This is a genomic window from Amycolatopsis sp. (genome assembly GCF_035546795.1).
Classification (GTDB): Bacteria; Actinomycetota; Actinomycetes; order Mycobacteriales; family Pseudonocardiaceae; genus Amycolatopsis_E.
The window spans coordinates 19,791-44,630 of the sequence record NZ_DASZWC010000032.1 but is presented as its reverse complement, the minus strand read 5'-3'; the positions used below and the strand labels follow the sequence as shown (position 1 = coordinate 44,630).

Annotated in this window: 23 protein-coding genes; 10 read left to right on the top strand and 13 right to left on the bottom strand. The window is 69.5% G+C overall.

Features of this window, described 5'->3' with window-relative positions; all coding sequences use genetic code 11:
* Nucleotides 1-4: 4 nt before the first annotated feature.
* The 3 genes from VHD82_RS19640 to VHD82_RS36840 all read right to left on the bottom strand — a co-directional run bounded on the left by VHD82_RS19640 (nucleotide 5) and on the right by VHD82_RS36840 (nucleotide 1,716).
* Complete coding sequence (locus tag VHD82_RS19640; RefSeq protein ID WP_325705584.1) at nucleotides 5-712, bottom strand: ABC transporter ATP-binding protein; 708 nt, start codon at nucleotides 710-712, stop codon at nucleotides 5-7.
* Nucleotides 709-1,560 (bottom strand): ABC transporter permease subunit, encoded by an 852-nt coding sequence (locus VHD82_RS19635; RefSeq protein WP_325705581.1) that lies wholly within the window; start codon nucleotides 1,558-1,560, stop codon nucleotides 709-711. Before VHD82_RS19635 ends, VHD82_RS19640 begins: the two co-directional genes overlap by 4 nt.
* Nucleotides 1,561-1,635: 75 nt before the next feature.
* Entirely contained in the window at nucleotides 1,636-1,716 is an 81-nt protein-coding gene (locus tag VHD82_RS36840; protein WP_414637548.1) for a putative leader peptide, read from the bottom strand.
* A gap of 109 nt (nucleotides 1,717-1,825) precedes the next feature.
* Between VHD82_RS36840 and VHD82_RS19630 the strand changes: the two genes are divergently transcribed.
* On the top strand, nucleotides 1,826-2,476 hold the full coding sequence (locus tag VHD82_RS19630; protein ID WP_325705579.1) for a GntR family transcriptional regulator: 651 nt from the start codon (nucleotides 1,826-1,828) through the stop codon (nucleotides 2,474-2,476).
* Nucleotides 2,477-2,964: 488 nt separating this feature from the next.
* On the opposite strand, the gene VHD82_RS19625 is transcribed toward VHD82_RS19630, so the two are convergent.
* Genes VHD82_RS19625 through VHD82_RS19615 form a run of 3 tightly spaced genes read right to left on the bottom strand, consistent with a single transcriptional unit; the run spans nucleotide 2,965 to nucleotide 6,270 of the window.
* Entirely contained in the window at nucleotides 2,965-5,355 is a 2,391-nt protein-coding gene (locus VHD82_RS19625) for an excinuclease ABC subunit UvrA (RefSeq protein ID WP_325705577.1), read from the bottom strand.
* Nucleotides 5,356-5,410: 55 nt separating this feature from the next.
* The gene (locus VHD82_RS19620) at nucleotides 5,411-5,818 is read right to left on the bottom strand and encodes a VOC family protein (protein WP_325705574.1); all 408 of its coding nucleotides are present in this window, start codon (nucleotides 5,816-5,818) and stop codon (nucleotides 5,411-5,413) included.
* Between the two features lie 5 nt (nucleotides 5,819-5,823).
* Nucleotides 5,824-6,270, bottom strand: a complete 447-nt coding sequence (locus tag VHD82_RS19615) for a helix-turn-helix transcriptional regulator (protein WP_414637546.1) — start codon at nucleotides 6,268-6,270, stop codon at nucleotides 5,824-5,826.
* 134 nt (nucleotides 6,271-6,404) lie between these two features.
* Between VHD82_RS19615 and VHD82_RS19610 the strand changes: the two genes are divergently transcribed.
* Both VHD82_RS19610 and VHD82_RS19605 read left to right on the top strand, forming a co-directional pair.
* Entirely contained in the window at nucleotides 6,405-6,821 is a 417-nt protein-coding gene (locus VHD82_RS19610; RefSeq protein ID WP_325705568.1) for a 2'-5' RNA ligase family protein, read from the top strand.
* A gap of 335 nt (nucleotides 6,822-7,156) precedes the next feature.
* On the top strand, nucleotides 7,157-8,584 hold the full coding sequence (locus VHD82_RS19605; RefSeq protein WP_325705565.1) for an MDR family MFS transporter: 1,428 nt from the start codon (nucleotides 7,157-7,159) through the stop codon (nucleotides 8,582-8,584).
* A gap of 186 nt (nucleotides 8,585-8,770) precedes the next feature.
* On the opposite strand, the gene VHD82_RS19600 is transcribed toward VHD82_RS19605, so the two are convergent.
* From VHD82_RS19600 to VHD82_RS19590, 3 genes are all read right to left on the bottom strand, one after another.
* A complete protein-coding gene (locus tag VHD82_RS19600; RefSeq protein ID WP_325705562.1) occupies nucleotides 8,771-9,157 on the bottom strand; it encodes a hypothetical protein in 387 nt (128 codons plus the stop codon).
* Between the two features lie 167 nt (nucleotides 9,158-9,324).
* The gene (locus VHD82_RS19595) at nucleotides 9,325-10,392 is read right to left on the bottom strand and encodes a HAMP domain-containing sensor histidine kinase (protein ID WP_325705559.1); all 1,068 of its coding nucleotides are present in this window, start codon (nucleotides 10,390-10,392) and stop codon (nucleotides 9,325-9,327) included.
* Nucleotides 10,385-11,068: a response regulator transcription factor gene (locus tag VHD82_RS19590; protein ID WP_325705557.1), complete on the bottom strand. Its 684-nt coding sequence runs from the start codon at nucleotides 11,066-11,068 to the stop codon at nucleotides 10,385-10,387. Before VHD82_RS19590 ends, VHD82_RS19595 begins: the two co-directional genes overlap by 8 nt.
* 87 nt (nucleotides 11,069-11,155) lie before the next feature.
* Here VHD82_RS19590 and VHD82_RS19585 point away from each other — a divergent pair, with 87 nt between their 5' ends.
* Nucleotides 11,156-11,701 carry a M15 family metallopeptidase gene (locus VHD82_RS19585; protein WP_325705555.1) on the top strand — a complete coding sequence of 182 codons (546 nt, stop codon included), beginning with the start codon at nucleotides 11,156-11,158 and terminating at the stop codon, nucleotides 11,699-11,701.
* Between the two features lie 182 nt (nucleotides 11,702-11,883).
* Nucleotides 11,884-12,126, top strand: a complete 243-nt coding sequence (locus VHD82_RS19580; RefSeq protein ID WP_325705552.1) for a hypothetical protein — start codon at nucleotides 11,884-11,886, stop codon at nucleotides 12,124-12,126.
* A 3-nt stretch (nucleotides 12,127-12,129) separates the two neighbouring features.
* Here VHD82_RS19580 and VHD82_RS19575 read toward each other — a convergent pair whose 3' ends face one another.
* Nucleotides 12,130-13,293, bottom strand: a complete 1,164-nt coding sequence (locus VHD82_RS19575) for an acyl-CoA dehydrogenase family protein (protein WP_325705550.1) — start codon at nucleotides 13,291-13,293, stop codon at nucleotides 12,130-12,132.
* 534 nt (nucleotides 13,294-13,827) lie between these two features.
* Here VHD82_RS19575 and VHD82_RS19570 point away from each other — a divergent pair.
* From VHD82_RS19570 to VHD82_RS19555, 4 genes are read left to right on the top strand one after another with little or no spacing between them, the layout of a single operon-like run.
* Nucleotides 13,828-15,900, top strand: coding sequence for a hydantoinase/oxoprolinase family protein (locus VHD82_RS19570; protein ID WP_325705548.1), 2,073 nt, complete (start codon nucleotides 13,828-13,830; stop codon nucleotides 15,898-15,900).
* Nucleotides 15,890-17,527, top strand: a complete 1,638-nt coding sequence (locus tag VHD82_RS19565; RefSeq protein ID WP_325705546.1) for a hydantoinase B/oxoprolinase family protein — start codon at nucleotides 15,890-15,892, stop codon at nucleotides 17,525-17,527. The genes VHD82_RS19570 and VHD82_RS19565 overlap by 11 nt, the downstream gene beginning before the upstream one ends.
* A gap of 35 nt (nucleotides 17,528-17,562) precedes the next feature.
* The gene (locus tag VHD82_RS19560; RefSeq protein WP_325705543.1) at nucleotides 17,563-18,939 is read left to right on the top strand and encodes an MFS transporter; all 1,377 of its coding nucleotides are present in this window, start codon (nucleotides 17,563-17,565) and stop codon (nucleotides 18,937-18,939) included.
* A 9-nt stretch (nucleotides 18,940-18,948) separates the two neighbouring features.
* Nucleotides 18,949-20,022, top strand: coding sequence for a LacI family DNA-binding transcriptional regulator (locus VHD82_RS19555; protein WP_325705540.1), 1,074 nt, complete (start codon nucleotides 18,949-18,951; stop codon nucleotides 20,020-20,022).
* A gap of 1 nt (nucleotide 20,023) precedes the next feature.
* Here VHD82_RS19555 and VHD82_RS19550 read toward each other — a convergent pair whose 3' ends face one another.
* Complete coding sequence (locus VHD82_RS19550; RefSeq protein WP_325705537.1) at nucleotides 20,024-21,085, bottom strand: Gfo/Idh/MocA family protein; 1,062 nt, start codon at nucleotides 21,083-21,085, stop codon at nucleotides 20,024-20,026.
* A complete protein-coding gene (locus VHD82_RS19545; protein ID WP_325705534.1) occupies nucleotides 21,085-22,239 on the bottom strand; it encodes an FAD-binding oxidoreductase in 1,155 nt (384 codons plus the stop codon). Before VHD82_RS19545 ends, VHD82_RS19550 begins: the two co-directional genes overlap by 1 nt.
* 322 nt (nucleotides 22,240-22,561) lie before the next feature.
* Between VHD82_RS19545 and VHD82_RS19540 the strand changes: the two genes are divergently transcribed.
* Nucleotides 22,562-23,386 (top strand): DUF72 domain-containing protein, encoded by an 825-nt coding sequence (locus tag VHD82_RS19540; protein WP_325705663.1) that lies wholly within the window; start codon nucleotides 22,562-22,564, stop codon nucleotides 23,384-23,386.
* A gap of 23 nt (nucleotides 23,387-23,409) precedes the next feature.
* Here the strand turns inward: VHD82_RS19540 and VHD82_RS19535 are convergent, their stop codons facing one another.
* On the bottom strand, nucleotides 23,410-24,840 hold the full coding sequence (locus tag VHD82_RS19535) for an NCS1 family nucleobase:cation symporter-1 (protein WP_325705531.1): 1,431 nt from the start codon (nucleotides 24,838-24,840) through the stop codon (nucleotides 23,410-23,412).

Below are 24,840 nucleotides of genomic sequence, written 5' to 3'. Positions count from 1 at the left end.
ATGGTCAGGCGGCTTCTTGCGCGAGCAGCTCGTCGAGCAGCTCGGCGCGCCAGCGCGCGATCCGCTCGTCGTCACGGCGCCGGGGTCTCGGCAGGTCGACGGGCAGGTCCCGCACGATCTGCCCGCCCGCCAGCACGAGCACCCGGTCGGAGAGGGTGAGCGCCTCGTCCACGTCGTGGGTCACCAGCAGCACGGTGCTGCCGCGCTCCTGCCACAGCTGTTCGAGCAGCAGTTGCATGCGGACACGGGTGAGCGCGTCGAGCGCACCGAAGGGCTCGTCGAGCAACAGCAGAGCCGGCCGGTGCGCGAGTGCACGTGCCAGTGCGACGCGCTGACGCTGGCCACCGGAGAGATCGGACGGCCAGGCGCGACCCCGCCCGGCGAGCCCGACGGCGTCCAGCAGCCCGGACACGTCCGCCCCACGCGGCAGGCCCAGCCGGATGTTCGCCTCGGCACGCAGCCACGGCAGCAGCCGGTCCTCCTGGAACATGGTGCGCACCAACGGTTTCCCGCCCTCGGGCCGGTCGAGTGAGATGTCCCCGCCGTCGGCGCGCTGCAGGCCGGCGACGAGCCGGAGCAACGTGGACTTCCCGGTCCCGCTCGCGCCGATCAGTGACACGAAGGAGCCGGCCGCGACGTCGAGGTCCAGCCCGGCGAGCACGGGCCGGTCGTAGGTTTTCGCCAGCCCGCGCAGGCGCACTGTCGTCGTCATGCGGCCGCTCCCCGCCGGAAATGCGGATGCCAGCGCAGGCTGAGCCGCTCGACGCCACGGATCACCGCGTCGGCGAGGAAACCGGCGATCGCGTAGAGCAGGATCGCGAGCACGATCTGGTCGGTGCGGAGCAGTTCACGGGCGTTCTGGGCGAGGAAGCCGATCCCGTCCCTGGACGCGATCGTCTCGGCCACCACCAGCGTCAGCCAGGCGACGCCGAGCGCGTAGCGGATGCCGGTCAGGATCGACGGCAGCGCCCCGGGCAGCACGACCCGGCGGAGCACCCCGAACCGGCCGAGGCCGTAGGACCGGCCGAGTTCGACGAGTTTCGGTTCCACGCCACGGATTCCGTTGACCGTGTTGAGGTAGACCGGGAACAGCGTGCCGAGCGCGACCAGCAGCAGCTTCGGCAGTTCGCCGATCCCGAACCACGCGATCACCAGTGGCACCAGTGCGAGATGCGGGATCGTGCGCACCATCTGCAGCGTGCGGTCGAACAGCCCCTCGGCGAGCCGCGACATGCCGACCGCGAAACCCAGCAGCAGCCCGGCCAGTGCGCCGATCCCGAAGCCGATCGCGATGCGCCGCAAGGAAACCAGGATGTGGTGCTGCAGTTCGCCGGTGCCCGCGAGGTACCGGCCGGTGTCGAGCACTTCGCTGATCGGCGGCAGCACTTCGTCCGGGATCAGCCCGGTGGACGAGCCGGTCTGCCACACCACGAGCAGCGCCACGGGCACGAGCCACGGCAGCGCGGCGCGCCACGGCCGGCGGCGCCGGCCGCGGGGCGTGACCTGCGCCGGGGAGACGGACGGCGGAACCGGGTCCGCCGCGAGAACGGGTTCGGGCATGTCGCAGCCTTCGAGGAGGGAGAACCGGAAGAGGGACCGGAAGGCGCGAACGCGCGCGGGGGCGCGACCGCCGGGTCAGCGACAGAAGCCGCCGGCGGTGCGCACCAGGTCGATGTGCCGGCGGCTGGTCAGCAGCAGTCCGGCGAGGGGGTTCATGCCGCCAACCTTTGCCGATCATCCGGCGACGTGTCAATGCGATCGGTGACACATGAATTCAGCTGACGACAGGTGTCAGCGAAACGGGCCGTACGCCAGAATGAGGGGTATGGCGATCTCCGTAACCGCATCGGCCGACGAAACGGCGCCGTACCGTCAGCTCCGCGCGCGCATCGTGAACGGCGAACTGGCGCCGGGGAGCGTCGTCACCTCCAGTGGTCTCGCCGGGGAGCTGGGCGTTTCCCGCTCGCCGGTGCGGGAGGCGTTGAGCAGGCTGGAACTCGAAGGCCTGGTGGAGCGCACGGCCGCCGGTTACCGGGTGCCCCTGCGTTCGGCGGAGGAGATCCTGGAGATCTTCGACGCGCGCATCGCGCTGGACGCGGCCGCGACCCAGGCGGCGGCCGAGCACGCCTCGGAACTCGATCTCGCGCGCCTGGAGCACTTGCTGGAGCAGGCGGAACGGGCCGACGACACCGCCGGCCGGCTCCGGCTCGACCACGAGTTCCACCTCGCGCTGCGCGCGGCCGGCCGCAACAGGACGATCAACCGGCTGCTGGACGGTCTGGAAACCCAGCTGGCGGCCCACGATTCGACGTCCAGATCGGCACCGGACAACCTGGAGCGGATCAGGGAAGAGCACCGCCAGATCCTCGACGCGGTGCGCGGCCGGGATGTGGAGAAGGCGCGGGCGGCGATGACCGCGCACCAGACGAGGGCGCGTGACCTCCGGATCGCGACGCTCGTCCGCGAGGGCAGCTGAGCGTCAGCAGCCGGTTCTTTCTCGACGGCGGTGGCGCGCAGAACGCTCCAGGCGAGCACATCGCTGTGGTGACCGCGGCCCACTCGCCGGCGAACGTTCTGCCCGCTGCCGCAACACGTTCGCGCAACCGGGCCGGCCGGGTCCGGCGTGGCCCGGCCGCCGGGAGGCCGCCGGAATAGCCGATCGACGCGGCGCCGTGCCCGTCGAGGAGGTGGCCGGCGGCGAGGTCGACGATCCCGGTGTCGTCCTGGTGGACGAGCGGCAGCCCGGCACCCTCGATGTCACGGTTGACGAGCACGAACGGCAGGCCGCCGGTGCTGGGCAGGTTCACCGCCGCGGATCGGCGATGGGTCCACAGTGGACACTTCGGCGGGGCTCGTTTCGCTTGCGTCCCTTGCGTTGCGGGGGCCTGGCCGGGGCGAGGCTGCCGTCGCGTTGCTCGGCGGAAGCCGGGTGGGCGGAGGTTGGGTGGGCGGAGGCCCCTGGGCTCAGGCCCCGACGTAGGCGGCCAGGTGCCGCCCGGTGAGTGTCGAGCGGTCGGCGACGATGTCGGCAGGGGTGCCCTTGAAGACGATCCGGCCGCCGTCGTGGCCGGCGCCGGGGCCGAGGTCGATGATCCAGTCGGCGTGCGCCATCACGGCCTGGTGGTGCTCGATGACGATGACCGACTTCCCGGAGTCCACGAGCCGGTCCAGCAGCCCGAGCAGCTGTTCCACGTCGGCGAGGTGCAGGCCCGCGGTCGGCTCGTCGAGCACGTACACGCCGCCCTTTTCCGCCATGTGCGTGGCCAGCTTGATCCGCTGCCGCTCACCGCCGGACAGCGTCGTGAGCGGCTGGCCGATGCGCAGGTAGCCGAGCCCGACGTCGGCCAGGTGTGTCAGGATCCGGTGCGCCGCGGGGGTTTTCGCCTCGCCGTCGCCGAAGAACTCCTCGGCCTCGGCGACCGACATCCCGAGCACCTCGCTGATGTCCCGGCCGCCGAACTTGTAGTCCAGCACCTCGGCGAGGAACCGCTTCCCGTCACACACCTCGCACGGGGCGGACACCCCGGCCATGATCCCGAGGTCGGTGTAGACCACCCCGGCGCCGTTGCAGTTGGGGCAGGCGCCCTCGGAGTTGGCGCTGAACAACGCCGGCTTCACGCCGTTGGCCTTGGCGAACGCCTTGCGGATCGGTTCGAGCAGGCCCGTGTAGGTCGCCGGGTTGCTGCGCCGCGAGCCGCGGATCGCGGCCTGGTCGACCGTGACCACGCCCTCCCTGCCGGAAACCGAGCCGTGGATGAGCGAACTCTTCCCCGAGCCCGCCACGCCGGTGACGACGACGAGCACGCCCAGCGGGATGTCGACGTCGACGTCCCGCAGGTTGTGGGTGCCGGCGCCGCGCACCTCGAGCGTTCCGGAAGCCGCACGCACCGACGCCTTCAGTTCGGCGCGGTCGTCGAGGTGCCGTCCGGTGATCGTGCCGCTGGTGCGCAGCCCCTCGACGGTGCCCTCGAACACCACCTGCCCGCCGTCACTGCCGGCGCGCGGGCCGAGGTCGACGACGTGGTCGGCGATCGCGATCGCCTCCGGTTTGTGCTCCACCACGAGCACGGTGTTGCCCTTGTCGCGCAGTTGCCGCAGCAGGTCGTTCATGCGCTGGATGTCGTGCGGGTGCAGCCCGATCGTCGGCTCGTCGAAGACGTAGGTGACGTCGGTGAGCGACGAACCGAGGTGCCGGATCATCTTGGTGCGCTGCGCCTCGCCGCCGGACAGCGTGCCGGACGGCCGGTCGAGCGAAAGATAGCCGAGCCCGATCTCGACGAACGAGTCGAGCGTGTGCCGCAGCGCCGTCAGCAGGGGCGCGACCGACGGCTCCTTCAGTTTGCCCACCCACTCGGCGAGGTCGCTGATCTGCATCGCGCAGGCGTCGGCGATGTTCACCCCGGCGATCTTCGACGACCGGGCCTCCGCGGACAGCCGGGTGCCCTCGCAGTCCGGGCAGGTGGAGAACGTGACCGCACGCTCGACGAAGGCGCGGATGTGCGGTTGCAGCGCGTCGACGTCCTTGGACAGCATCGACCGCTGGATCGAGGGCACCAGACCGGCGTACGTCAGGTTGATGCCCTCGACCTTGATCTTGGTCGGTTCCTTGTAAAGCAGGTCGTGGAGCTGTTTCTTGGTGAACTTCTTGATCGGCTTGTCCGCGTCGAAGAAACCGCAGCCGCGGAAGATGCGGCCGTGCCAGCCCTCCATGCTGTAGCCGGGGATCGTGATCGCGCCCTCGTTGATCGACTTGTTCTCGTCGTAGAGCTGGGTCAGGTCCACGTCGTTGACCGCGCCCCGGCCCTCGCAGCGCGGGCACATGCCGCCCAGGACGCTGAAACTGCGCCGTTCCTTCACGGTCTGCCCGGCACGCTTCATGGTGACCGCGCCCGCGCCGCTGACCGACGCGACGTTGAAGGAAAACGCCTGTGGCGAGCCGATGTGCGGTTTCCCGAGCCTGCTGAACAGGATGCGCAGCATCGCGTTCGCGTCGGTGGCGGTGCCGACCGTGGACCGCGGGTCGGCGCCGATGCGCTCCTGGTCGACGAGGATCGCGGTGGTCAGCCCGTCCAGCACGTCCACGTCGGGCCGGGCCAGCGTCGGCATGAACCCTTGCACGAAGGCGCTGTAGGTCTCGTTGATCAGCCGCTGCGACTCCGCCGCGATCGTGCTGAACACCAGCGAGCTCTTACCGGAACCGGACACGCCGGTGAACACCGTCAGGCGGCGTTTCGGGAGCTCGACGCTGACGTCCTTCAGGTTGTTCACGCGCGCGCCGTGCACGCGGATCAGATCGTGGCTGTCGGCGGTGTGCTGGGCCGGCGACTGCGTGGCCGCGCTCTTGGCCTTGCTCAAAATCCTGTCTCCATCTTCGGGGCGCGGCCACGTCCGGGCGTCGCCTGGCTCGACGTCAGCGCAGTTCCTGGATGCGCAGCAGGTTGCCGGCGGGATCGCGCACGGCGCAGTCGCGGATGCCGTACGGCTGCTCGGTCGGCTCCTGCACGACCTCGGCCTTCTCCTGCAGCTTGGCGAACGTGCCGTCGAGATCCTTGGTGGCCAGCAGGAGCGTGGCGTAGGTGCCCTTGGCCATCATCTCGGTGATGGTGCGGCGCTCGTCCTCGGTGATGCCCGGGTCGACGCCCGCCGGGGTCAGCACGATGTTCGTTTCGGGCTGGCCCACGGGGCCGACGGTGAGCCAGTACATGCCGTTGTAGCCGACCTCCTTGCGGACCTCGAAACCGAGGGTGTCGCGGTAGAAGGCCAGTGACTCGTCGCGGTCGTTGTGCGGAAGGAAACTCGCGTTGATGGTGATGTCCATGTCGCTCACACTAAGTGAGCTGCCGAGGATGGCGCTTCTCGATTCCTGACCGGTCTGGTGACTTGTTTCGCCACGCACGACGGCATCCCGGCGGTCGCGCTCGCCGCGTCCCGCCGGTAAGTACTCGGCGGAATACCGACCAGTTCGGTGAACCGGGTACTGAAAGTGCCCAGCGACGAGCAGCCGACCGCGAAGCAGACCTCCGTGACGCTGAGATCACCACGGCGCAGCAACGCCATCGCGCGCTCGATGCGCCGGGTCATCAGATACGAATAGGGTGACTCTCCGTAGGCCAGCCGGAACTGGCGGCTCAGGTGCCCGGCCGACATGTTCACCCCGCGGGCGAGCGCCTCGACGTCGAGGGGCTGCGCGTACTCGCGATCGATCCGGTCGCGGACGCGGCGGAGCAGCGCGAGGTCGCGCAACTGCTGGGCCTTGGCGGGTTTGCTCACGGTGGCGATCGTGCCACACGGGACCGGCCGATGGCGACGCATGAGCGCAGGTCGTGGCGTTTCGGTAGCGTCCTGACGAATGCCGATCCCGGGAAAGTGAGGACGTCATCTCGCTGCCGACCACCGCCGTGCTCGTGTTGCTGCCTGACGCGGAACCGTTGCTGGACGCCGTTCGCCGGGTCGCGCCCGTGCGGCCGTTGCCCGCGCACGTGTCGCTGCTCTATCCGGGGCCTCCGGTCTTCGAAGACGTGGCACTGCCCGGGGAAGTCGACCTGGCGGAGATCATCGTGGGCGACGGCGGGTTCGTCGGCGTCGCCGTGCCCGCGCTCGAACCGGCGGCCGCGACGTTGCGCTCACGGTATCCGGAGCTGGTGCCCTACGGCGGGCGGTTCGGCGAAACGCCACCGGCGCATCTGACGCTCGTCATGGGCGTGGATGATGCTGTCTCACAAGCCGTCCAGCGGATCGCGGCCGAAGCCCTGCCGCTGCGCAGCCGGGTCGACGGGCCGCATTTCGTGCAGCGCACCGGCCACGGCTGGCGTCCGGCCTGAGACGCGTCAGAACCCGATCGTCTCGCGCACCAGCACGACCGTGCCACGATCAGGATCTTGCCGTCGGTTCCGCCAGCGGGAGCCGGCTCACGCCTCGGTCGGGCAGAGTGCGGACGAGCGCCCGCGCCTCGGCGACGGTATCCACGACATGCACGAGGAAACCTCGGTCGCACCCGGTCGTCCCGCCCCGCGCCGGCTACGACGCGCGCCAGCCTTAGTCCCTTGTGGACTCCGGCTGGTTCATGCTCCCTCGCACCGATGAGTTCTGCACACCGCCCGGGTCTAACCGGTGTCCGAAGAAAACGCGTGTGACCGGAAACCCGCGAGGTGCTGTGATGACGACCGTGATACCGGAACGAACGGCTGTGCGGGCCGGTCGCATCCCGACCGTGGTGCGGCTGCTGGTGCTGGCCACGTTCGTGGTGATCCTCAACGAGACGATCATGATGAACGCGCTGCCGCGGCTGATGGGGTCCCTGCGCATCACCGAGCAGGCGGCCCAGTGGGTGTCCACCGCGTTCATGCTCACGATGGCCGCGGTGATCCCGGTGACCGGCTGGTTCCTGCACCGGGTCAGCACCCGGCGGGCGTACGGCACGGCGATGGCCGTTTTCGTCGTGGGCACCGCCGTAGCGGCGGCCGCGCCGACGTTCGGGGTGCTGCTGATCGGCCGTGTCGTGCAGGCCTCGGGCACCGCGGTGATGATGCCGCTGCTGATGACCACGCTGATGAGCGTGGTGCCCGAACAGGATCGTGGCCGGGTGATGGGCACCGTGACGCTGTCGATGTCGGTGGCGCCGGCACTCGGGCCCGCGGTGTCCGGGCTGATCCTGCAGTTCGGCTCGTGGCGGTTGCTGTTCGTGGTCGTGCTGCCGATCGCGGCCGTGGTGGGGGTCCTGGGGCTGCGCAAGGTGGAGAACGTCGGCGAGCCGGAGATCAGCGCCATCGACTGGCCCAGTGTCGTGCTGGCGGCGCTCGGGTTCGGCGGCCTGGTGTACGGGCTGAGCCTGTTCGGCGGGATCGGTGGGATGGCGGGCCTCGGCGGCGGGTTCGTGCTGGGCGGCGTGGTGGCGATCGCGATTTTCGTTGCGCGCCAACGGAAACTGCAGCGCGGGGGAGCGCCGCTGCTGGATCTGCGCGTGTTCCGTCACCGCACGTTCAGCCTGTCGCTGGTGCTGCTGACGGTCGGGTTCCTCGCGATGCTCGGGTCGATGATCCTGCTCCCGCTGTACCTGCAGAACCTGCGCGCGCTCAGCGCCCTGCAGACCGGCCTGCTGGTCATGCCGGGCGGGCTGGCGATGGGCCTGCTGGGCCCGGCGGTCGGCAAGGTGTTCGACCGGTTCGGCGCCGGGCCGCTGGTGCTCCCCGGCGCGGCGGGCACCGTGCTCGCGCTGGCTGGGCTGGCCCAGGTCTCGCCGACCATGCCGTACTGGCAGGTGCTGGGCTTGCACACGCTGCTGATGGTGAGCCTGGCGGCCACGTTCACCCCGGTCTTCACACTCGGTCTCGGCGCGCTGCCCCCGCACCTGTACTCACACGGCAGCTCGATGCTCGGGACGCTGCAACAGGTCGCCGCGGCGTTCGGCACCGCGCTGGTGGTGACCGTGATGTCCGCGCGCGCACGCCAGCTGGTGGCCGACGGTGTGGCCGCCGTGCCCGCGCAGATCAGCGGGATGCGGCTGGCCTTCGGCGTGGCGGCGGCCCTCGCTCTGCTGACGGTGTTCGTCGCGATGAAACTGCCGCGCCGCACCGTAGCCGGCTGAGCTCGCCCGCTCACGCGAGGCCGAAAATGATGCCGGCAGCGTGCCGACGGCGGGGACACCCCGTACCTGCCCTCACGTGCCGCATCCATGGGTGAACTCGCTCAGCCGCGCGACCGCCGGACGCGGTGGTGTGCGCGGACGACGTCCCGTACTGACCACAGTGGACCAACCGTGCGAGGGTACGGGTCAGTTGTCGTTGAACCACTGCGCGGTGTCCTGGTACGCATACGGCGTGCCGCTCTTGTAGAGGTAGATCCGGAAATTGACGTAAGTGTTCTCGGGAATGTCGTGCGTATTCGCGTCGGTGGACTTGCAGTTCCCGTTCCCGCCCGCTTTGAGCGTGTATTCACCGCCGTTCCAGTACACGTCGACGCCTACGGCCCAGCCGTCCGACTCGATGTCGCAGACTTCGGACACGTCGCCGTGCTCGGTGAAATACGCGACGCCGCCCGGATCACTGTCGTTGGTGTGGACACTGTGATCCGCGGCGGCGGCTTCCGGGGCGCCCAGGAGTGCGCCCGCGCCGAGGAGGCCGGCACTGATGACGCCGGTGAGTGTGTGTGAGCGTTTCATCGCACCTTCGTGGTCACTGGCAGTGGTGATTTCGTGAGAATTTTCGCATTCGGGGCGTCCGTGGAGTGGACGTTTCGCTGATGCGTGCGGGGCGTTGTGCACCCGGATGATTCCTCGCGTCGCACGGCGTGTGCGGTTCCGGTGCGGTTCGGGTACGAGGGGCCGCGTCATTCCCTGCCGCGGTGGGGCAGCCGGACGGTGACGCTGAGCCCGCCCGCGGGACGCGGGACGACGGTGAGCGTTCCGTCGTGCACCTGCGCGATGCTCTTCACGATGGCCAGGCCGAGGCCGACGCCCGCCTGGTCGCCGCGGATGCGCCCGGTGCCGCGCCGGAACGGTTCGGTGAGCGTCGAAACCAGGTGCGGGGACAGCTTTTCGCCGCTGTTCTCGACGGTGAGCAGCACGGCTTCGGAGTGCACGTCGGTCGTGACCCACACGCTGCCCTGCTCGGGCAGGTTGTGCACGATCGCGTTGTGCACGAGGTTCGTCGTCATCTGCAGCAGGAGCGCCGGCGAGCCGGTCGCCGGGGCGATGTCGCCGGCGGTGGTGATGGTGACCCCGCGGTTTTCGGCGAGCGGGAGCAGGGTTTCGGTGACCTCTTCCGCGAGCAGGGACAGGTCGACGGGTTCCCGGGTGAACGACCTCTGGTCGGCGCGGCTGAGCACGAGCAGCGCCTCGGTGAGGTCGATCGCCCTGGTGTTCACGGTGTGCAGCCTGTCGACGAGCTCGCCCGCGTCCTGCGCCGGATCGTTGCGGGCCACGTCGAGGAGTGTCTGGGTGATCGCCAGCGGGGTGCGCAGTTCGTGAGAGGCGTTGGCCGCGAATCTCTGCTGTCCGGCGACATGTGCTTCCAGCCGCGCCAGCATGGCGTCGAAGGCGTCGGCGAGTTCGCAGAACTCGTCCTGGCGGCCCTTGAGGCGGATCCGGTGGGAGAGCGACCCGTTCGCGGCCACGCGGGCGGCCTCGGTGATCCGGGCCAGCGGGGCGAGCATGTGGTCGGCGAGGACCCACCCGCCGAGCAGACCGAACACCAGCAGCGCGGCCAGCACGATGATCGCGGTGGGGGCGAACGAGCTCAGGAGGAAATCGCGGCCGGGAGCCATGGCCGGCCGGACCCCGTTCCGCACGAGGAACATCCACACGGCGGCGAGGAGCAGCACACCGGCGAACATGAGGAAACCGGCGTAGCTGAGCGTGAGTTTGACGCGAACGCTCAGGCCGGGCTGCCTATCCACGGTCTCCGCCCTCGTTTCCGGCGTCGATGCGGTACCCGGCACCGGCCACGGTGGTGATGATCCACGGCGGGCCGAGCCGTTTGCGCAGAGCCGAAACGGTGATGCGCACGGCATTGGTGAACGGGTCCGCGTTCTCGTCCCACGCGCGCTCGAGGAGTTCTTCGGCGCTGACGACCCCGCCTTCGGCGGCGACGAGCACTTCGAGTACCGCGAACTGCTTGCGGGTCAACGCGACGTAGCGGTCGTCGCGGTAGACCTCGCGGCGGAACGGATCGAGCCGCAGCCCCCCGATTTCCCGGACCGGCGGCCTGATGTGGGCGCGCCTGCGGTCGAGCGCCCGCAGCCTGAGCACGAGTTCCCGGAGTGCGAAGGGTTTCGTGAGGTAGTCGTCGGCGCCGAGTTCGAAGCCGGTGGTCTTGTCGTCGAGCCGGTCGGCCGCGGTGAGCATGAGGATGGGCATACCGCTGCCGGACGCGACGATGTGCCGGGCGATCTCATCGCCGTTGGGGCCGGGAATGTCACGGTCGAGGACCGCGATGTCGTAGGCGTTGACGCTCAGCAGTTCCAGCGCCGTGTCGCCGTCACCGGCCGTGTCGGCGGCGATCGCTTCCAGGCGCAGGCCGTCGCGGACGGCCTCGGCAAGGTAGGGCTCGTCCTCGACGACCAACACGCGCATGCCCCGATTGTACGAACCGGGCGCGTATCCCCGGCATATCGAAAACCGGATACCGGCCTGCAACACCAGGCGGCCTTGGCTGGACGGATGAAGTGCAGCACTGCGGCTCGCCGTATCCTCGCAGCCGTTCTGGCGGCGTTCGGCTTCCGGTTGGTTCGTGTTCAGCACCGTGGCGCGCTCGGAACGGCCGGCGGCGCGGTTCCCCGCGGCACGACGGTTTTCGACGACGGGATCCCGGCTGTCGCGAATCTCGATCCGGCCCTGCTCGATGCCCTGCGCACGGCGGCGAAGGATGCCGCGGGCGACGGCGTCGCGTTTTTCGTGAACAGTGGCTGGCGTTCGGTGGCCCTGCAGAACCAGCTGCTGCGCGAGGCCGTTGCCAGGTACGGATCCGAACGCGAAGCCGCCCGGTGGGTGGCCACCCCGGGAACGTCGGCGCACGTGTCGGGGGACGCGGTCGATGTCGGGCCCGCCGAGGCCGCGGCGTGGCTGTCCGAGCACGGCCGGGATTACGGGTTGTGCCAGATCTACCGCAACGAGCCTTGGCACTACGAACTTCGCCCCGAAGCCGTCGAACACGGCTGCCCGCCGATGCCCGCTGACCCGGGCCAGGATCCGCGGATGCGGCCCTGACGGCGGGGCATCACCGCCGCCGGGCAGCGGTTTCCAGCGCGCCACTGACCACGCGGAGTGCGTGGGCCACATCCGCGCGCCGCCGGTGAAGGACAGGTCGCCGTGCCCGGCGCCTCCGACGACGTATCGGGTGCCGTTGACTCCGGCGGCTCGCAATGCGTTGTGCAGCTTGAGAATCTGATGTGGGTGATCGGGCCGACCGCCGCGACCGCCGCGTGAGCGTCGACCTGCGTCCGGCCGCAGTGGATCCGGTGTGCCTGTCCGGGGCGAGGACCGTGCTGGTGCTGGTGTCCACGGGCACGGTCGGTGTCACCTCGGGCGCCGTCGTGCCCTGGCCGACAGCCGGCCAGGATGTCAGTGGTGGTACGGATTCCCGGCCCGGCGACCCGGATTTCGGCCGCCGCGGCGCGAATCCGGGCCGGTGACCGTCACCGCCCCTTCTGTTCGTTCCGGATCAGGCCGCCGCCGATGATCAGCCGCTGGATCTCGCTGGTGCCTTCGTAGAGGCGCAGCAGCCGCACGTCGCGGTAGATCCGTTCGACCGGGACGTCTCGCATGTAGCCGCTGCCGCCGTGGATCTGCACCGCCAGGTCGGCGACCTTCCCCGCCATCTCGGTGCAGTAGAGCTTCGCCGCCGACGGGCCGATCCGCCGGTCCTCCCCGGACACGTAGCGCCGCGCGGTTTCCCGCACCAGGGCGCGCCCGGCCAGCACGCCGGTCTGCTGATCGGCGAGCATCGCCTGCACCAGCTGGAACTGGCCGATCGGCGTGCCGCCCTGGGTGGCCGAGGCGGCGTAGGCGACGGACTCGTCCAGCGCGCGCTGCGCGGTGCCCACCGCCAGCCCGGCGATGTGCACCCGGCCGCGGGCCAGCGAGGTCATCGCGGCGCGATAGCCGGCGTCCTCGTCGCCGCCGACCAGGTTCGACGCGGGCACGCGCACGCCCGAGAACGAGACGGGCGCGGTCCACGCGCCTTCCTGGCCCATCTTCCGGTCCTTGACACCGACTTCGAGACCAGGCGTGTCCGCCGGGACCAGGAAGACCGCGATGCCGGTCCCGGACTTGTCGGCGGGGCGGGTGCGGGCGAACACGACGAACAGCCCGGCGATGGGCGCGTTGGTGATGAAGCACTTCTCCCCGTCGATCACCCAGTCGTCACCGTCGCGCACGGCTTTCGTCCGCAGGCCCGCCGGGTTGGACCCGGCGCCGGGCTCGGTGAGCGCGAACGACGCCACCACCTCGCCGGTGGCGATACGCTCGAGCCACTGCGCCTTCTGCTCGTCGGTCCCGAAGTTCACCAGGACCTGTCCGGCGATGCCGTTGTTGGTACCGAACATCGACCGCAGCGCCAGCGAGGTGTAGCCGAATTCCATGGCCAGCTCGACATCCTGGGTGAGGTCGAGGCCGAGCCCGCCCCACCGCTCGGGGATCGCGTAGCCGAACAGCCCGATTTCGGCGGCCTGCCGGCGCAGATCGTCCGGGATCGCGTTGGCGTCCATGATCTCCTGCTCGCGCGGAACCACCTTGCCGCGGACGAACTCACGGACCAGGGACAGGATCGGCTGGAAGTCCTCGGTGCTTACTGCTGACATGCCGCAACTATAGGAACCGCTGCGCAATCACAGTGCGACGTGATCGGGATGCGGTGCCGCGAACGGGCATAGTGGCAGGTCGCGAGCGGTCCTTGCGACCGGGTTCGGGTGTCGCGCGGGCAGCACAGGAGTTCACCTTCGAGTTCCGGCCGGCGGATCAACTGAGGCGCGCAGCCGGCGTGGACAGCGCACTCCGGCTCGCGCAAGATCGGGAACGTTCCCGCCTGAATCGGCGCGCCACAAGGCGACGGTGCCCTCGCCGACAGCCGCCCGGTGCTCATGTCCGGACCCTGGTCGCCGGACGGCGTGTGCCGCGCTCGACAGCGATCCGCCAGCAGGCGTAGCGCAAGCGGGCACATACAAGGCAACTGTCGCCGGCTTGCGTCCGCCGCCGGATCGGTAACAAGGAATTCACGTCGCGACGGGTCAGGTGGGGGTAGCGGCACGGGGATTGTGGACCGACACTTGTGGGAACGTTCTCGGGCCTTCATGATGGGAACGTTCCCCACGGCCGGAGACCGCTAAGGAGTGTTCATGGGGCTACGCATCGGCATCGACACCGGGGGCACGTTCACCGACCTCTGCCTGTTCGACGAGCAGACCCGGGAGGTGCTCGTCAAGAAGGTCTCGTCCACCCCGGACGACCCCGGACGTGCGATCGTGGCGGGCACGAGCGCTTTTCTGGCCGAGCGTGGCGCGGGCGGGATGGGCGACATCGTCACGTTCGCGCACGGCACGACGGTCGGCACGAACGCGCTGCTGACGCACGCCGGCGTGCGGACCGGGCTGGTCACCACCCGCGGTTTCCGGGACCTGCTCGAACTGGGCCGTGGTCACCGGCCGAGCATGTACGACCTGCAGGCCGACAAGCCGGTTCCGTTCGTGAGCCGCAAGCATCGCCTCGAGGTCACCGAGCGGGTCCGGTACGACGGCTCGGTGCAGGTCCCGCTGGATCCCGGCGAGGTCGAGCAGATCGTCGACGAGCTCGAGGCCGCGCAGGTGCGGTCCGTGGCGGTGTGCCTGCTCTACAGCTTCCTCTATCCCCGCCACGAGCGTCTGATCGCCGAGGCGATCAGACGGCGGCTGCCGGACGTGTACGTGTCGGTGTCCAGCGATGTCCTGCCGGAGTTCCGTGAGTACGAGCGACTGTCCACAGTGGTCACCAACGCCTACATCGGCCCGGTGGTCGCGAACTACCTGGCGCGCCTGCGATCGACCCTGTCGGCCGCCGGGCTCGCGGCGGTTCCCCATGTCACGCAGTCGAACGGCGGCATCATCCCGTTCACCACGGCGGAGGAGCTGCCCGTCAAGCTCGTGCTGTCCGGGCCGAGTACCGGCGTCGTCGGGGCGGCGGCGATCGCCGCGGCGGCGGGCCTGCCGGACATCATCACCTTCGACATGGGCGGCACCTCGTCGGACGTGTCCCTCGTGCAGGGTGGCGAGCCCAAACTGACCTCGGGCATGGAACTGGACGGCGTTCCGGTCCGTTCGCAGATGCTGGACATCCACACCGTGGGCGCGGGCGGCGGCTCGATCGCCTGGGTCGACAACGGCGGGCACCTGCGGGTAGGTCCGGCGAGTGCCGGTGCGTACCCGGGGCCCGCCTGCTACGGCAACGGCAGGGACGCGACGGTGACCGACGCCAACGTGGTGCTGGGGACACTGAACCCCGGCTACTTCCTCGGTGGCGAGATCGCGATCGACGCCGAGGCCTCCCGTCGCGCGGTCGGCGCGGTCGGCGAGCAGCTCGGCCTTTCCACGCCGGAGACCGCCGCCGGCATCCTGCAGGTGGTGACCGCGAACATGGCGCGCGCCATTCGCGTCATCTCCGTGCAGCGCGGCTACGACCCCCGCGACTACGTCTTGGTGCCCTTCGGTGGCGCCGGCCCGCTGCACGTCTCCCGGCTGGCGCGCGAGCTGGGTATCCGGCGGATCCTCGTCCCGCCGACGCCCGGCGCGCTTTCGGCGCTGGGGCTGCTGATGACGGACGTGCGCGCGGACTTCACCCGGACCCGCATCCACCGGCTCCATCCCGACGACCTCGGCTCGATTGCCGCGACCTTCGCCGAACTGCGGGACCAGGCCGGCGAATGGTTCACCCAGCAGGGCATCGACGGCCCCCGGCGCCGGGTCCGCCGCTCGCTGGACATGCGCTATGCCGGCCAGAACTACGAACTGGCGGTCGATGTGGCGGGGGAGGAGTTCGACGAGGCGGGCCTGGTCGGCCTGACCAAGACGTTCGAAGCCGCGCACGAGCAGATGTACGGCTACAGCGCGGCCGGCGAGGGCATCGAGGTGGTGACCTTCCGGGTCCAGGCGATCGCGTCGGTTCCGCACGTCGAACTGTCCACAGTGGATGTTCCGGAGGACGGCGCCGACGTTTCCCGCGCGCTCGCGGGCCATCGCGACGTTTATCTTTCCCCCTCAACGGGTTTCCGGCCCTGCGCGATCTACCGCCGCGCGCTGCTCAGGCCGGGCGACCGGATCGCGGGACCGGCGATCGTCGAGCAGATGGACACCACGACCATCGTGATGCCCGGCGACACCTGCTCGGTGGACTCCTACGCCAACCTCATCATCGAAAGCGGAGACGAGCATGTCGACTGATCCTGGCAAGACCGTCGCTTCCGCAGGACGCGACGACAGCGTGCGGACGGAAGTGATCGGCGCGGCCTTCGCGACACTGGTCGAGGAGATGGCGGGCACGCTCGTGCGGACCGCGTACTCCACGAACATCAAGGAACGCCGCGACTGCACGACCGCACTGTTCGATGTGGAGGGTCGCGCGATCGCGCAGGACGAGGGCGGGTCGCCGGTCCATCTCGGCTCGCTGATGGGCATTGTCCAGTCGATCCGCGATCGGTTCGGCGCGGACCGGATCGCCGAGGGTGACACGTTCATCGGGAACGACCCGTTCAGCGGCGGCGGTTCGCACCTGCCCGACATCGTGATCACCACGCCGGTCTTCGCGGGAGGCCGGCTGGTGGCGTGGGCGTCGAACCTCGCCCACCACGCGGATTTCGGGGATCGCGGCCACGCCCACATCTACCAGGAGGGCCTGCGCATCCCCCCGGTGCACATCATCAAGGCCGGGGTGATGCAGGAGGAGATCCTGGATCTCATCCTGTTGAACTGCCAGATCCCCGGCGAGCGCCGGGCGGATCTGCGGGCCCAGCTGGCGGCGAACCGCGTCGGCGCGAAGCGCTTTCTCGAACTGTGCGAGCGATACGGCACGGAAACGATCGCACGGACCGGCGACGAGCTGCTGGACTACACCGAGCGCCGCACCCGCGCCGCCGTGGCGCTCATCCCGGACGGCGAATACACCTTCACCGATGTGTTCGACGCGCCCGAACTGGCCGGGGAACTGCCGTTGCGCATCAGGATCGTGGTGCACGGCGACGAGATCGACTTCGATTTCACCGGCAACCCGCCACAGGTCCGGGCCAGTGTCAACGTGGTGTGGACGGCCTTGTACGCGTCGGTCTACTACTCGTTGAAAAGCCTGATCGACGCCGACATTCCGCCGAACGCGGGCCTGTACCGGCCGGTCACCATCATCGCGCCGCCGGGCAGCGTGCTGAACTGCGAATCGCCCGCCGCGGTGAACGCCAGAAGCGAGACGTGCCAGCGCATCGTCGACCTGATCTACGGCGCGCTCGCGCCGGCCGTTCCGGAGCGGGTGACCGCCGCCAGCAACGGGGCGAACACCGGTGTGCATTTCTCCGGACACAACCCGCGCACCGGACGCGACTTCCTCTATCTCGAGACGATGGGCGGGGGCGGCGGCGCCAGGGCCTCGAAGGACGGTCTCGACGGTGTCCAGGTGCACATGACCAACACGTCCAACCTCCCGGTGGAGAGCCTGGAATCGGAATACCCGGTCCAGATCGAGGCCTACGAACTGGTCCCGGACTCGGGCGGGGCGGGCACGTACCGCGGCGGCATGGCGATTCGCCGCGTCGTGGTGGCCGAGGTCGACGGCATCCACTTCCAGTTCGACACGACTCGCGTGACGTCCCAGCCCTGGGGCCTGTTCGGCGGTGAGCCGGGCACCAGCGCGCGCCTGGAACTCAGCGAGGGGGCCGCGCCGCTGGAAGCGGGCCGCACGGTGCTCAACGAGGGAGACCGCGTTGCCATCGTCACCGGCGGCGCGGGCGGCTATGGCCCGCCGTCCGCCCGTGATCCGGAACTGCTGGAGCGAGACCGTCGCGAAGGCAAGACCACCGAGTAGCCCACGCGCCACCCCGCCCAGAGAGGAACAGCACCATGAGCAATGCCTCGCTCCAGCCCGGATCGGCCGTCGACGCGAGACTGCGCAAGCGCGTATTCGCCTCGACCTTCGTCGGGAATGTGGTGGAGTACTACGACTTCACGCTTTACGGCACCCTGGCCGCGGTCGTCGCGACGCACTTCTTTCCCAAGAACGACACGGTTGTCGGCCTGCTGGTCGCCTACGTCGGCGTGCTGCTGTCGTACCTGATCCGGCCGCTGGCGGGACTGGTGCTCGGGCCGCTGGCCGACAAACGGGGCCGGAAGACGATCCTCGTCACGACCCTGTTCCTGATGACGATCGGCACGGCGGGCATCGGTGTGCTGCCGACCTACGCCGCGGCCGGTGTGGTGGCGCCCGTCCTGCTGCTGCTTTCGCGCATCCTGCAGGGCGTCGGCGCCAGCGTGGAGTACACGACCGCGGCCAACTTCCTCTTCGAGCACGAACGCGGACGGCGGCGCAACTACATCTCCGGCGTGATCAACGCGTCGTCCTCGGTGGGTTCGCTGTTCGCCGCGCTCGTCGCTTTCCTGTGCACCTCCGTGCTTCCGGCGGCGACCTTCAACTCGTGGGGATGGCGGATCCCGTTCCTGATCGCGATCCCGGTGGCGGCGATCGGTTTCTACATCCGCAACCGCCTCGACGAGACGCCCGATTTCAAGAAGATGCAGCAGGTTCTCCAGGAGAGGCAGGCGAAGCAGACTCCACTTCGGACACTGTTCCGCTACTACTGGCGGGACATGCTCAAGGCGATCGGCCTGGGCGCGGGCCAGCGCGTCGGATCGGTGATCATCCAGGCGTATTTCGTCACCGCGCTGATCACGGCGGGTTTCCCGGTCGGCCAGTCGCTGCTGGTGTCGATCGCCACCTACGTCATCGGCCCGTTCCCGAGTGTGTGGGGCGGCGTGCTCGGGGACAAGTACGGGGCCAGGGTGCCGCTGGTGGTCGGCTACGGGGCCTTCATCGTGCTGTCGATCCCGACGTTCCTGGCCATCAACAGCGGGTCGATCGTCGTCGCGGGAGCCGCGGTCGTGGTCTTCACGGTCATCAACAACCTGTTGTCGCCGCCGCTGAACGTCGCCTACATCCTGACGTTCCCGGCGGAGATCCGGGCGACCGCCGGGGCGTGGACGTTCAACGTCGGCACGGCGGCCATCGGCGGCACCGCGGCGCTGATCGCGGTGTGGTTGAACAGCATCACCGGCAGCAACCTGGCGTTCGCCGTCTACCTGACGGCGGTGTGCGTGATCTCGCTGCTGGTGTCGCTGTTCGCGCTGCCCGCGGTGGTCAACGACAAGACCGAGCTCGACCTGGTGGCGAAACACCACTCGGACAGCGGCGTTGATGCCGGAACGCCGGCCGCGTCGTCCTAGAATCCGCTCATGTCCCCGAACAGCTCGCGCCCGGTCACCATCAAGGATGTAGCCCTGCGGGCGCGGGTTTCGAAGTCGACGGTGGCCCGTGCCCTCACCGGAGAGGGCTCGGTGAGCCCGCAGACGCTGGACAAGGTGCTCGCCGCGGCCGAGGCGCTCGGGTACCGCACCAACGGGATCGCCCGGAGCATGATCACCGGCCAGACGGACAGTCTTGGCGTGGTCGTCCCGTCGGTCTCGGCACCCTTCTTCGCGCACGCGCTCGGCGGGGTCACCCAGGAAGCTCGCGAGGCCGGGTACAGCGTGTTGCTGGTCAGTTCGGACAACGACCTGGCGCTCGAGCGCGACGCGGTCGAGATGCTGTTGACCAAGCATGTCGACGGCATGATCGTCGCGCCGGTCCAGCCGGGCCAGACCGAGCACCTGCGCCGGGCCGAGGGTTTCGGCGTTCCGCTGACGGTGCTCGACCGTCCCGCGCCCGGGCTGTCCCAGGCGTCTTCGGTGACGCTGGACAACGTCGGCGCGTCGATGCTGGCCATCCGGCATCTGCTCGAGCTGGGGCACCGCGACATCGGGATCATCACCGAGGCGCCGGTGCCACCCGGCCAGCCGCGGTGGTCCTACGCGGGCGTGGGCACCACCTTTCCCAGCTGGGACCGGCTGGAGGGCTACAAGCGGGCGCTGGTGGACGCGGGTATCCCGTACCGCAAGGAGTATGTGGCGAAGGCGCGCTACTCGCGGGACTCCGCCTATGAGGTCACCGGCAAGCTGCTGAAGGCGCGGCCGGAGCTGACCGCGTTGTACTGCACGGACAACGAGCTGAGCGTCGGTAGTTTCGGTGCCGTCCAGGATCTGGGCATCTCCTGCCCCGGCGAGCTGTCGTTCCTCGGGTTCGACGACCAGGAATGGGCGACGCTGGTCCGGCCGAAACTCACCGTCGTCGAGCAGCCCGGCTACGAGCTGGGTCGTACGGCCGCCCACGACGTGCTTTCCGCCGTCGGCAGGCAGACCAGGACTCGGGCCGCGCACTCGCTTTCGGCCCAGCTGATCATTCGCGAGTCGACCGCCCCGCCAAGGGCGTGAGTCAGGACTCGCTGCCAGGAGAGGGAATCGTCGCGAGCATCGCCTGGATGAGCCTGAGCACGCGAAGGGGCCCGCTCGGATCCACCGGGAGCGGGGCGCCCTGGGACAGGGAATCGGCCAGCGCGCGGTAGAAACCGGCGTAGTCGCCGGGAAGCGTCGGGATCCGTTCGAGGTCCGGGCCCGCGCCGAGCGTGCCCCAGTGGGATTCGGGATCAGCGCCGATGCCCGGACTCGTCGCCGGGAAACCGTTCGCCAGCCTCGCCTCCTGCGGGTCCAGACCCGATTTCACATACGTCGCGGCCGAACCCTGCACCCGGAACCGGGGGCCAGGCTGGGGCGCGAGTGAGTTCATCCACAGATGTGATGTGACACCGGCGAAATGGCGGAGGACGACGAACGCGTCGTCGTCCGCGGTGCCGCCGTCGCGGCGGGTGTGGAGTTCGAAATGAGCGACCTCCGCGTCGCCGAACAGCTGCAGCGCCTGGTCGATGACGTGGGTACCGAGATCGAACAGGATCCCGCCCCCCGCCGCGACCGTGGCGCGGGTCTTCCAGGACGGCCGCGGCTGGGGTTTCCACCATTCGAACCGCGACTCGAACCGCCGCACCTCGCCGAGGCGCCCGTCGCCGACGAGTTGCCGCACCGTCCGGAAATCCCCGTCCCACCGCCGGTTCTGGTACACGGTGAGCGCGACGTCCTGCCGTGCCGCCTCTTCGACGAGAGCCTGTCCCTCTTCCGCGGTGGTGGCGAACGGTTTGTCCACGACGACCGCGAGCCGCCGGCTAAGCGCGATCCTGGCGAGCGGAGCGTGCGTCCCGGGCGGGGTCGCGATGACCACGAGGTCGAAATCCTCGGCGTGGCCGAACAGTTCGTCGGCCGAAGTGACGACGCGGGTCGCGGGATACCGGCTGCCGACCTCCGCCCGGCGCGCGGGGTCGGCGGTGACCACCGCGTCGAGCGAGAACTCGTCGAGCGCCGAGAGGAACGGGGCGTGGAAAACCCTGCCGGCGACACCGAACCCGATGACCGCCGTGCGGATCGGGCCAGACTTGGCATGCACCATCAGCGTCCTCCCTCGACCGCGCGGCGGGTGGACGCGAACCGTGCCGCGGTGAACTTGGCCAGCAGCGGATGTGGTTGCCCGGACAGGATTTCCGCGGCCAGCAGCTCGCCGGCGATCAGGCCCAGTGTGGCGCCGCTGTGCGTGAACGCCGTATACAGTCCGTCGACGGCGGTGATCGCGCCCAGCACCGGCTCCCCGTCACCCGGGATCGGCTTCGGTCCGATGTGGACTGACGCGAGCCGTAGCTCGGGATGGCCTTCCAGTACCGCGGAAGCTTCGAGCAGCAGCTCACGGACGACGGCGCCGGGAACCTCGTACGCCCCGTCGGCGTGCCGGCTGACATGGTCCTCGACCCAGCCCGAGTCGACGGCGAGCCGTCCGTCCGGGGTGGGGCGCAGCGAGGCCCTGGGGGTGTTCAGCGCGAGTTTGAGCGGCAGCGCCAGCGGTTCGGTGTGGGCCAGCACGGAGATCGGTGTCCGCTCATCAACGGGCGAGCCCAGCTCGGCGAGCATCCGCGGCACGTTTGCGCCCGTCGCGAGGAGCACGGCGTCGGCGACGTAGGTCACCCCGCCGGGAGTGCGTGCTCCCACCACCCGGTCGCCCTTCGTGACGACCTCGACCGGCCCCGCGTTCTCGACGATCACGCCTCCCGCATCGGTCAGGCGCGAAGCGAGCACGGAGACGAGCGACGGCAGATCGACCCAGCCCTCACCAGGGTTGAACGTCGCACCGTCGGCGGGAACAGCTTTCGGATCGACGCCGGGCGCGATGGCGGGAATCTCGTCCGCGGTGACCCAGACCGAGTCGTACCCGATGGAACGCTGGTATTCGTGCAGGGCACGAACCTGGTCCGCCCCCTCCGGCCCGCCCCAGGAGAGCGCGCCGTCGAAGCGCAACCACGATGCGCCGGGCTGCCGGGCGAAAAGGGTGCGGTAGCGGTCGATGCCGAGCACGCGCAGCAGGTGGTACTCCGGTGAGCGCCGGGCCGCCGAGTTCAGCCATGACAGCGACCGCCCGGACGCGCCACTGGTCAGGCCCGACTCGGTGATCACCGTGACCGACGCGCCGGCCTCGGCCAGTTGCGTCGCCGTCGAGACGCCCAGAACCCCGCCTCCGACCACGACGACCTTCTTCGACCGGACCTGTTCGGCCATGTTCCGCCCCTTAGCTTCCCGGCTTCGCCCCATGTCGCAGCTCTCCTGGCGATGGTAGTGGGAACGTTCCCGAAAGTCTAAGAGGAGTTCTGGGGAGTTGATCACGCCGGGGGAAGTGTCAGGGGTTACTCCTTCCCGGTCACGTCGGCGACGATGCGTCCCGCGAGCGTGGTTGCGGTCCGGCGCCGCCGTCAACACACCGGATGAACCGGGAGAACGCCGTGGCACCCGAGCCGGCTGTTCCGCGCCGACACGGCAGTGTAATTTTCATTCACGACCGATGGGAGCGGACGGAGTGGCACGTCTTCACGTCGGCTGCGCGATGTGGACGCACAAGGCGTGGACCGGGCGGTTCCTGCCGCAGTCGCTGCCGGTCAAGGAGCGCCTGCGGGCGTATGCGGGCTGGTGCAACGCGGTCGAAGGCAACACCACCTTCTACGCGACACCCGCCCGGGAGGTTGTCGAGACTTGGGCGCGGCAGACCGGCCCTGGCTTCCGGTTCGTGCTCAAGCTGCCCAAGGTCGTCACGCACGAGCGCCGGTTCGCCGGGGTCGAGGCCGAGATGCGGGCGTTCCTGGACGCGATCGAGCCGCTCGGCGAACGGGCGGTCCTGTGGACGCAGTTGCCCGGCTCGTTCGGCCCCTCGGACGTCGATGCCCTCGGCCGTTTCCTGCGCCGGCTACCCGCGGGACGCCGGCGCGCCGTCGAGGTGCGTCACCCCGGGTTCTTCACCGACTCCGGCTCGGCGTCGCTGCTGGAGCGGGCGCTCGCCGACGCGGACGCCGAGTGGGTTCCGTTCGACACCACCGTTTTCTTCCAGCGCCCGCCGACCAGCGAGGCCGAACAAGAGGCCTGGGCCAAGAAACCGCGGCTGCCGCGGCGGACGCGGGCACTCACCGGCCGGCCGATCGTCCGTTACCTGGGCCGGGATTCGGCCGAGGAGACGATCGAGGGCTGGCGGCCCTGGGCGGCGGTGGTCGCCGGCTGGCTGCGCGAGGGCCGGTCACCCACGGTTTTCGTGCACACCCCCGACAACGTCGACGCACCGGCGCTCGCCCGCCGGTTCCACGACGACGTGCGAGCGCTGGTGCCCGGCCTCGGCGCGCTGCCCGAGCCGGCGCCGGTCGAGCCCGCGACTCTGTTCTGACGCCACGGCGGCGTTGGGACAACTCAAACCTGTCGCTTCCCTCCGATGAGGAAATACGCCAGCCCGGACACCGCCGTACCGATGAACCACGAGTAGGGCGCCGCCGGGGCGAACACCGGCACCAACGCGATCACCGCGGTGAGCGCCGCCGTCGGCAGGAACACCCCCAGTGCCTTGGGGTTCACGCCACGCCGGTAGTGGTACGGCGTACCCGGCGCGGGGTCGAACAGTGCGGCGACATCGATCTTTCCGCGCCGCAGCAGGTAATAGTCCACGATCATGATCCCGAACAACGGGCCGAGGAACGCGCCGAGGCCGCCGAGGAAATAGTTGACCACCGCGGGCGAGGAGTACAGTTTCCACGGCAGCACGCACAGGGCGAAGACCGCGGCGATCATCCCGCCCGTCTTGAAGTTGATCCGCTTCGGCCAGATGTTGGCCAGATCGTAGGCAGGCGAAACGAAGTTCGCGACGATGTTCACGCCCATCGTGGCCACCGCGAACGTCAGCGCGCCCACGATCAGCACCGGCGTGCTGTGCACCTTCGACAGCAGTTCGGCCGGGTCGGTGATCGCTTCGCCGAAGACCTGCAGACTGCCCGCGGTGACGATCACCGACAGCAGCGCGAACGCCGTCGAGTTGACCGGCAGTCCCCAGAAGTTCCCGCGCCGCACTGTCTTCTGGTCCGGGGCGAAGCGCGAGAAGTCGCAGAAGTTGAGCATGAGCGTGCCGTAGGTCGCCAGGATCAGCCCGGCCGCGCCGAACCACTGGCTCACCTGCTCGCCCGTGGAAAGCGCTTTCGGACTGGTCGTGAACGAGATGCTCCAGTGCCCGGCGGCGAGAATCCACACCGCGAGCGCGATCATCACCACCCAGATCGCCGGCCCGCACCAGTCCTGGAACTTGCGCACCGACTCCATGCCGCGGGTCAGGATGAGCGCCTGGACCACCCACAGCGCGACGAAACAAATCCAGCCCAGCGCGTGCAGTCCGAGAAAACCGTGTTGGGTCAAGGGTTTCAGCCCCGGGTCGATCGCGAGCGCCAGCACCGTGATGGCGACCGAAGCGAGGTAGGTCTGGATGCCGTACCAGAAGATCGCGATCACGGCCCGGATCATCGCGGGCAGGTTCGCCCCGGCCGTGCCGAAGCTGATCCGCGCCACGACCGGGAAGGGCACCCCGGTGCGCTGCCCGATCCGCCCCATCAGGTTCATTCCGAGGTAGATGATCACGAAGCCGAACAGCAGCGCGGTGAACACCTGCCACGCCGAGAGCCCCAGCACGAACAGTCCGGCCGCGAAGGTGTAGTTGCCGAGGTTGTGCACGTCCGACATCCACAGCGCGAAGATGTCGTAGACCTTCCACTTTCGCTCTTTCGCGGGGGCGAGGTCCTCGTTGTAGAGCCGGGATCCGGCGGCCGGACCGAGGTCGTGTGTGGTTTCCAGTGCAGTCAC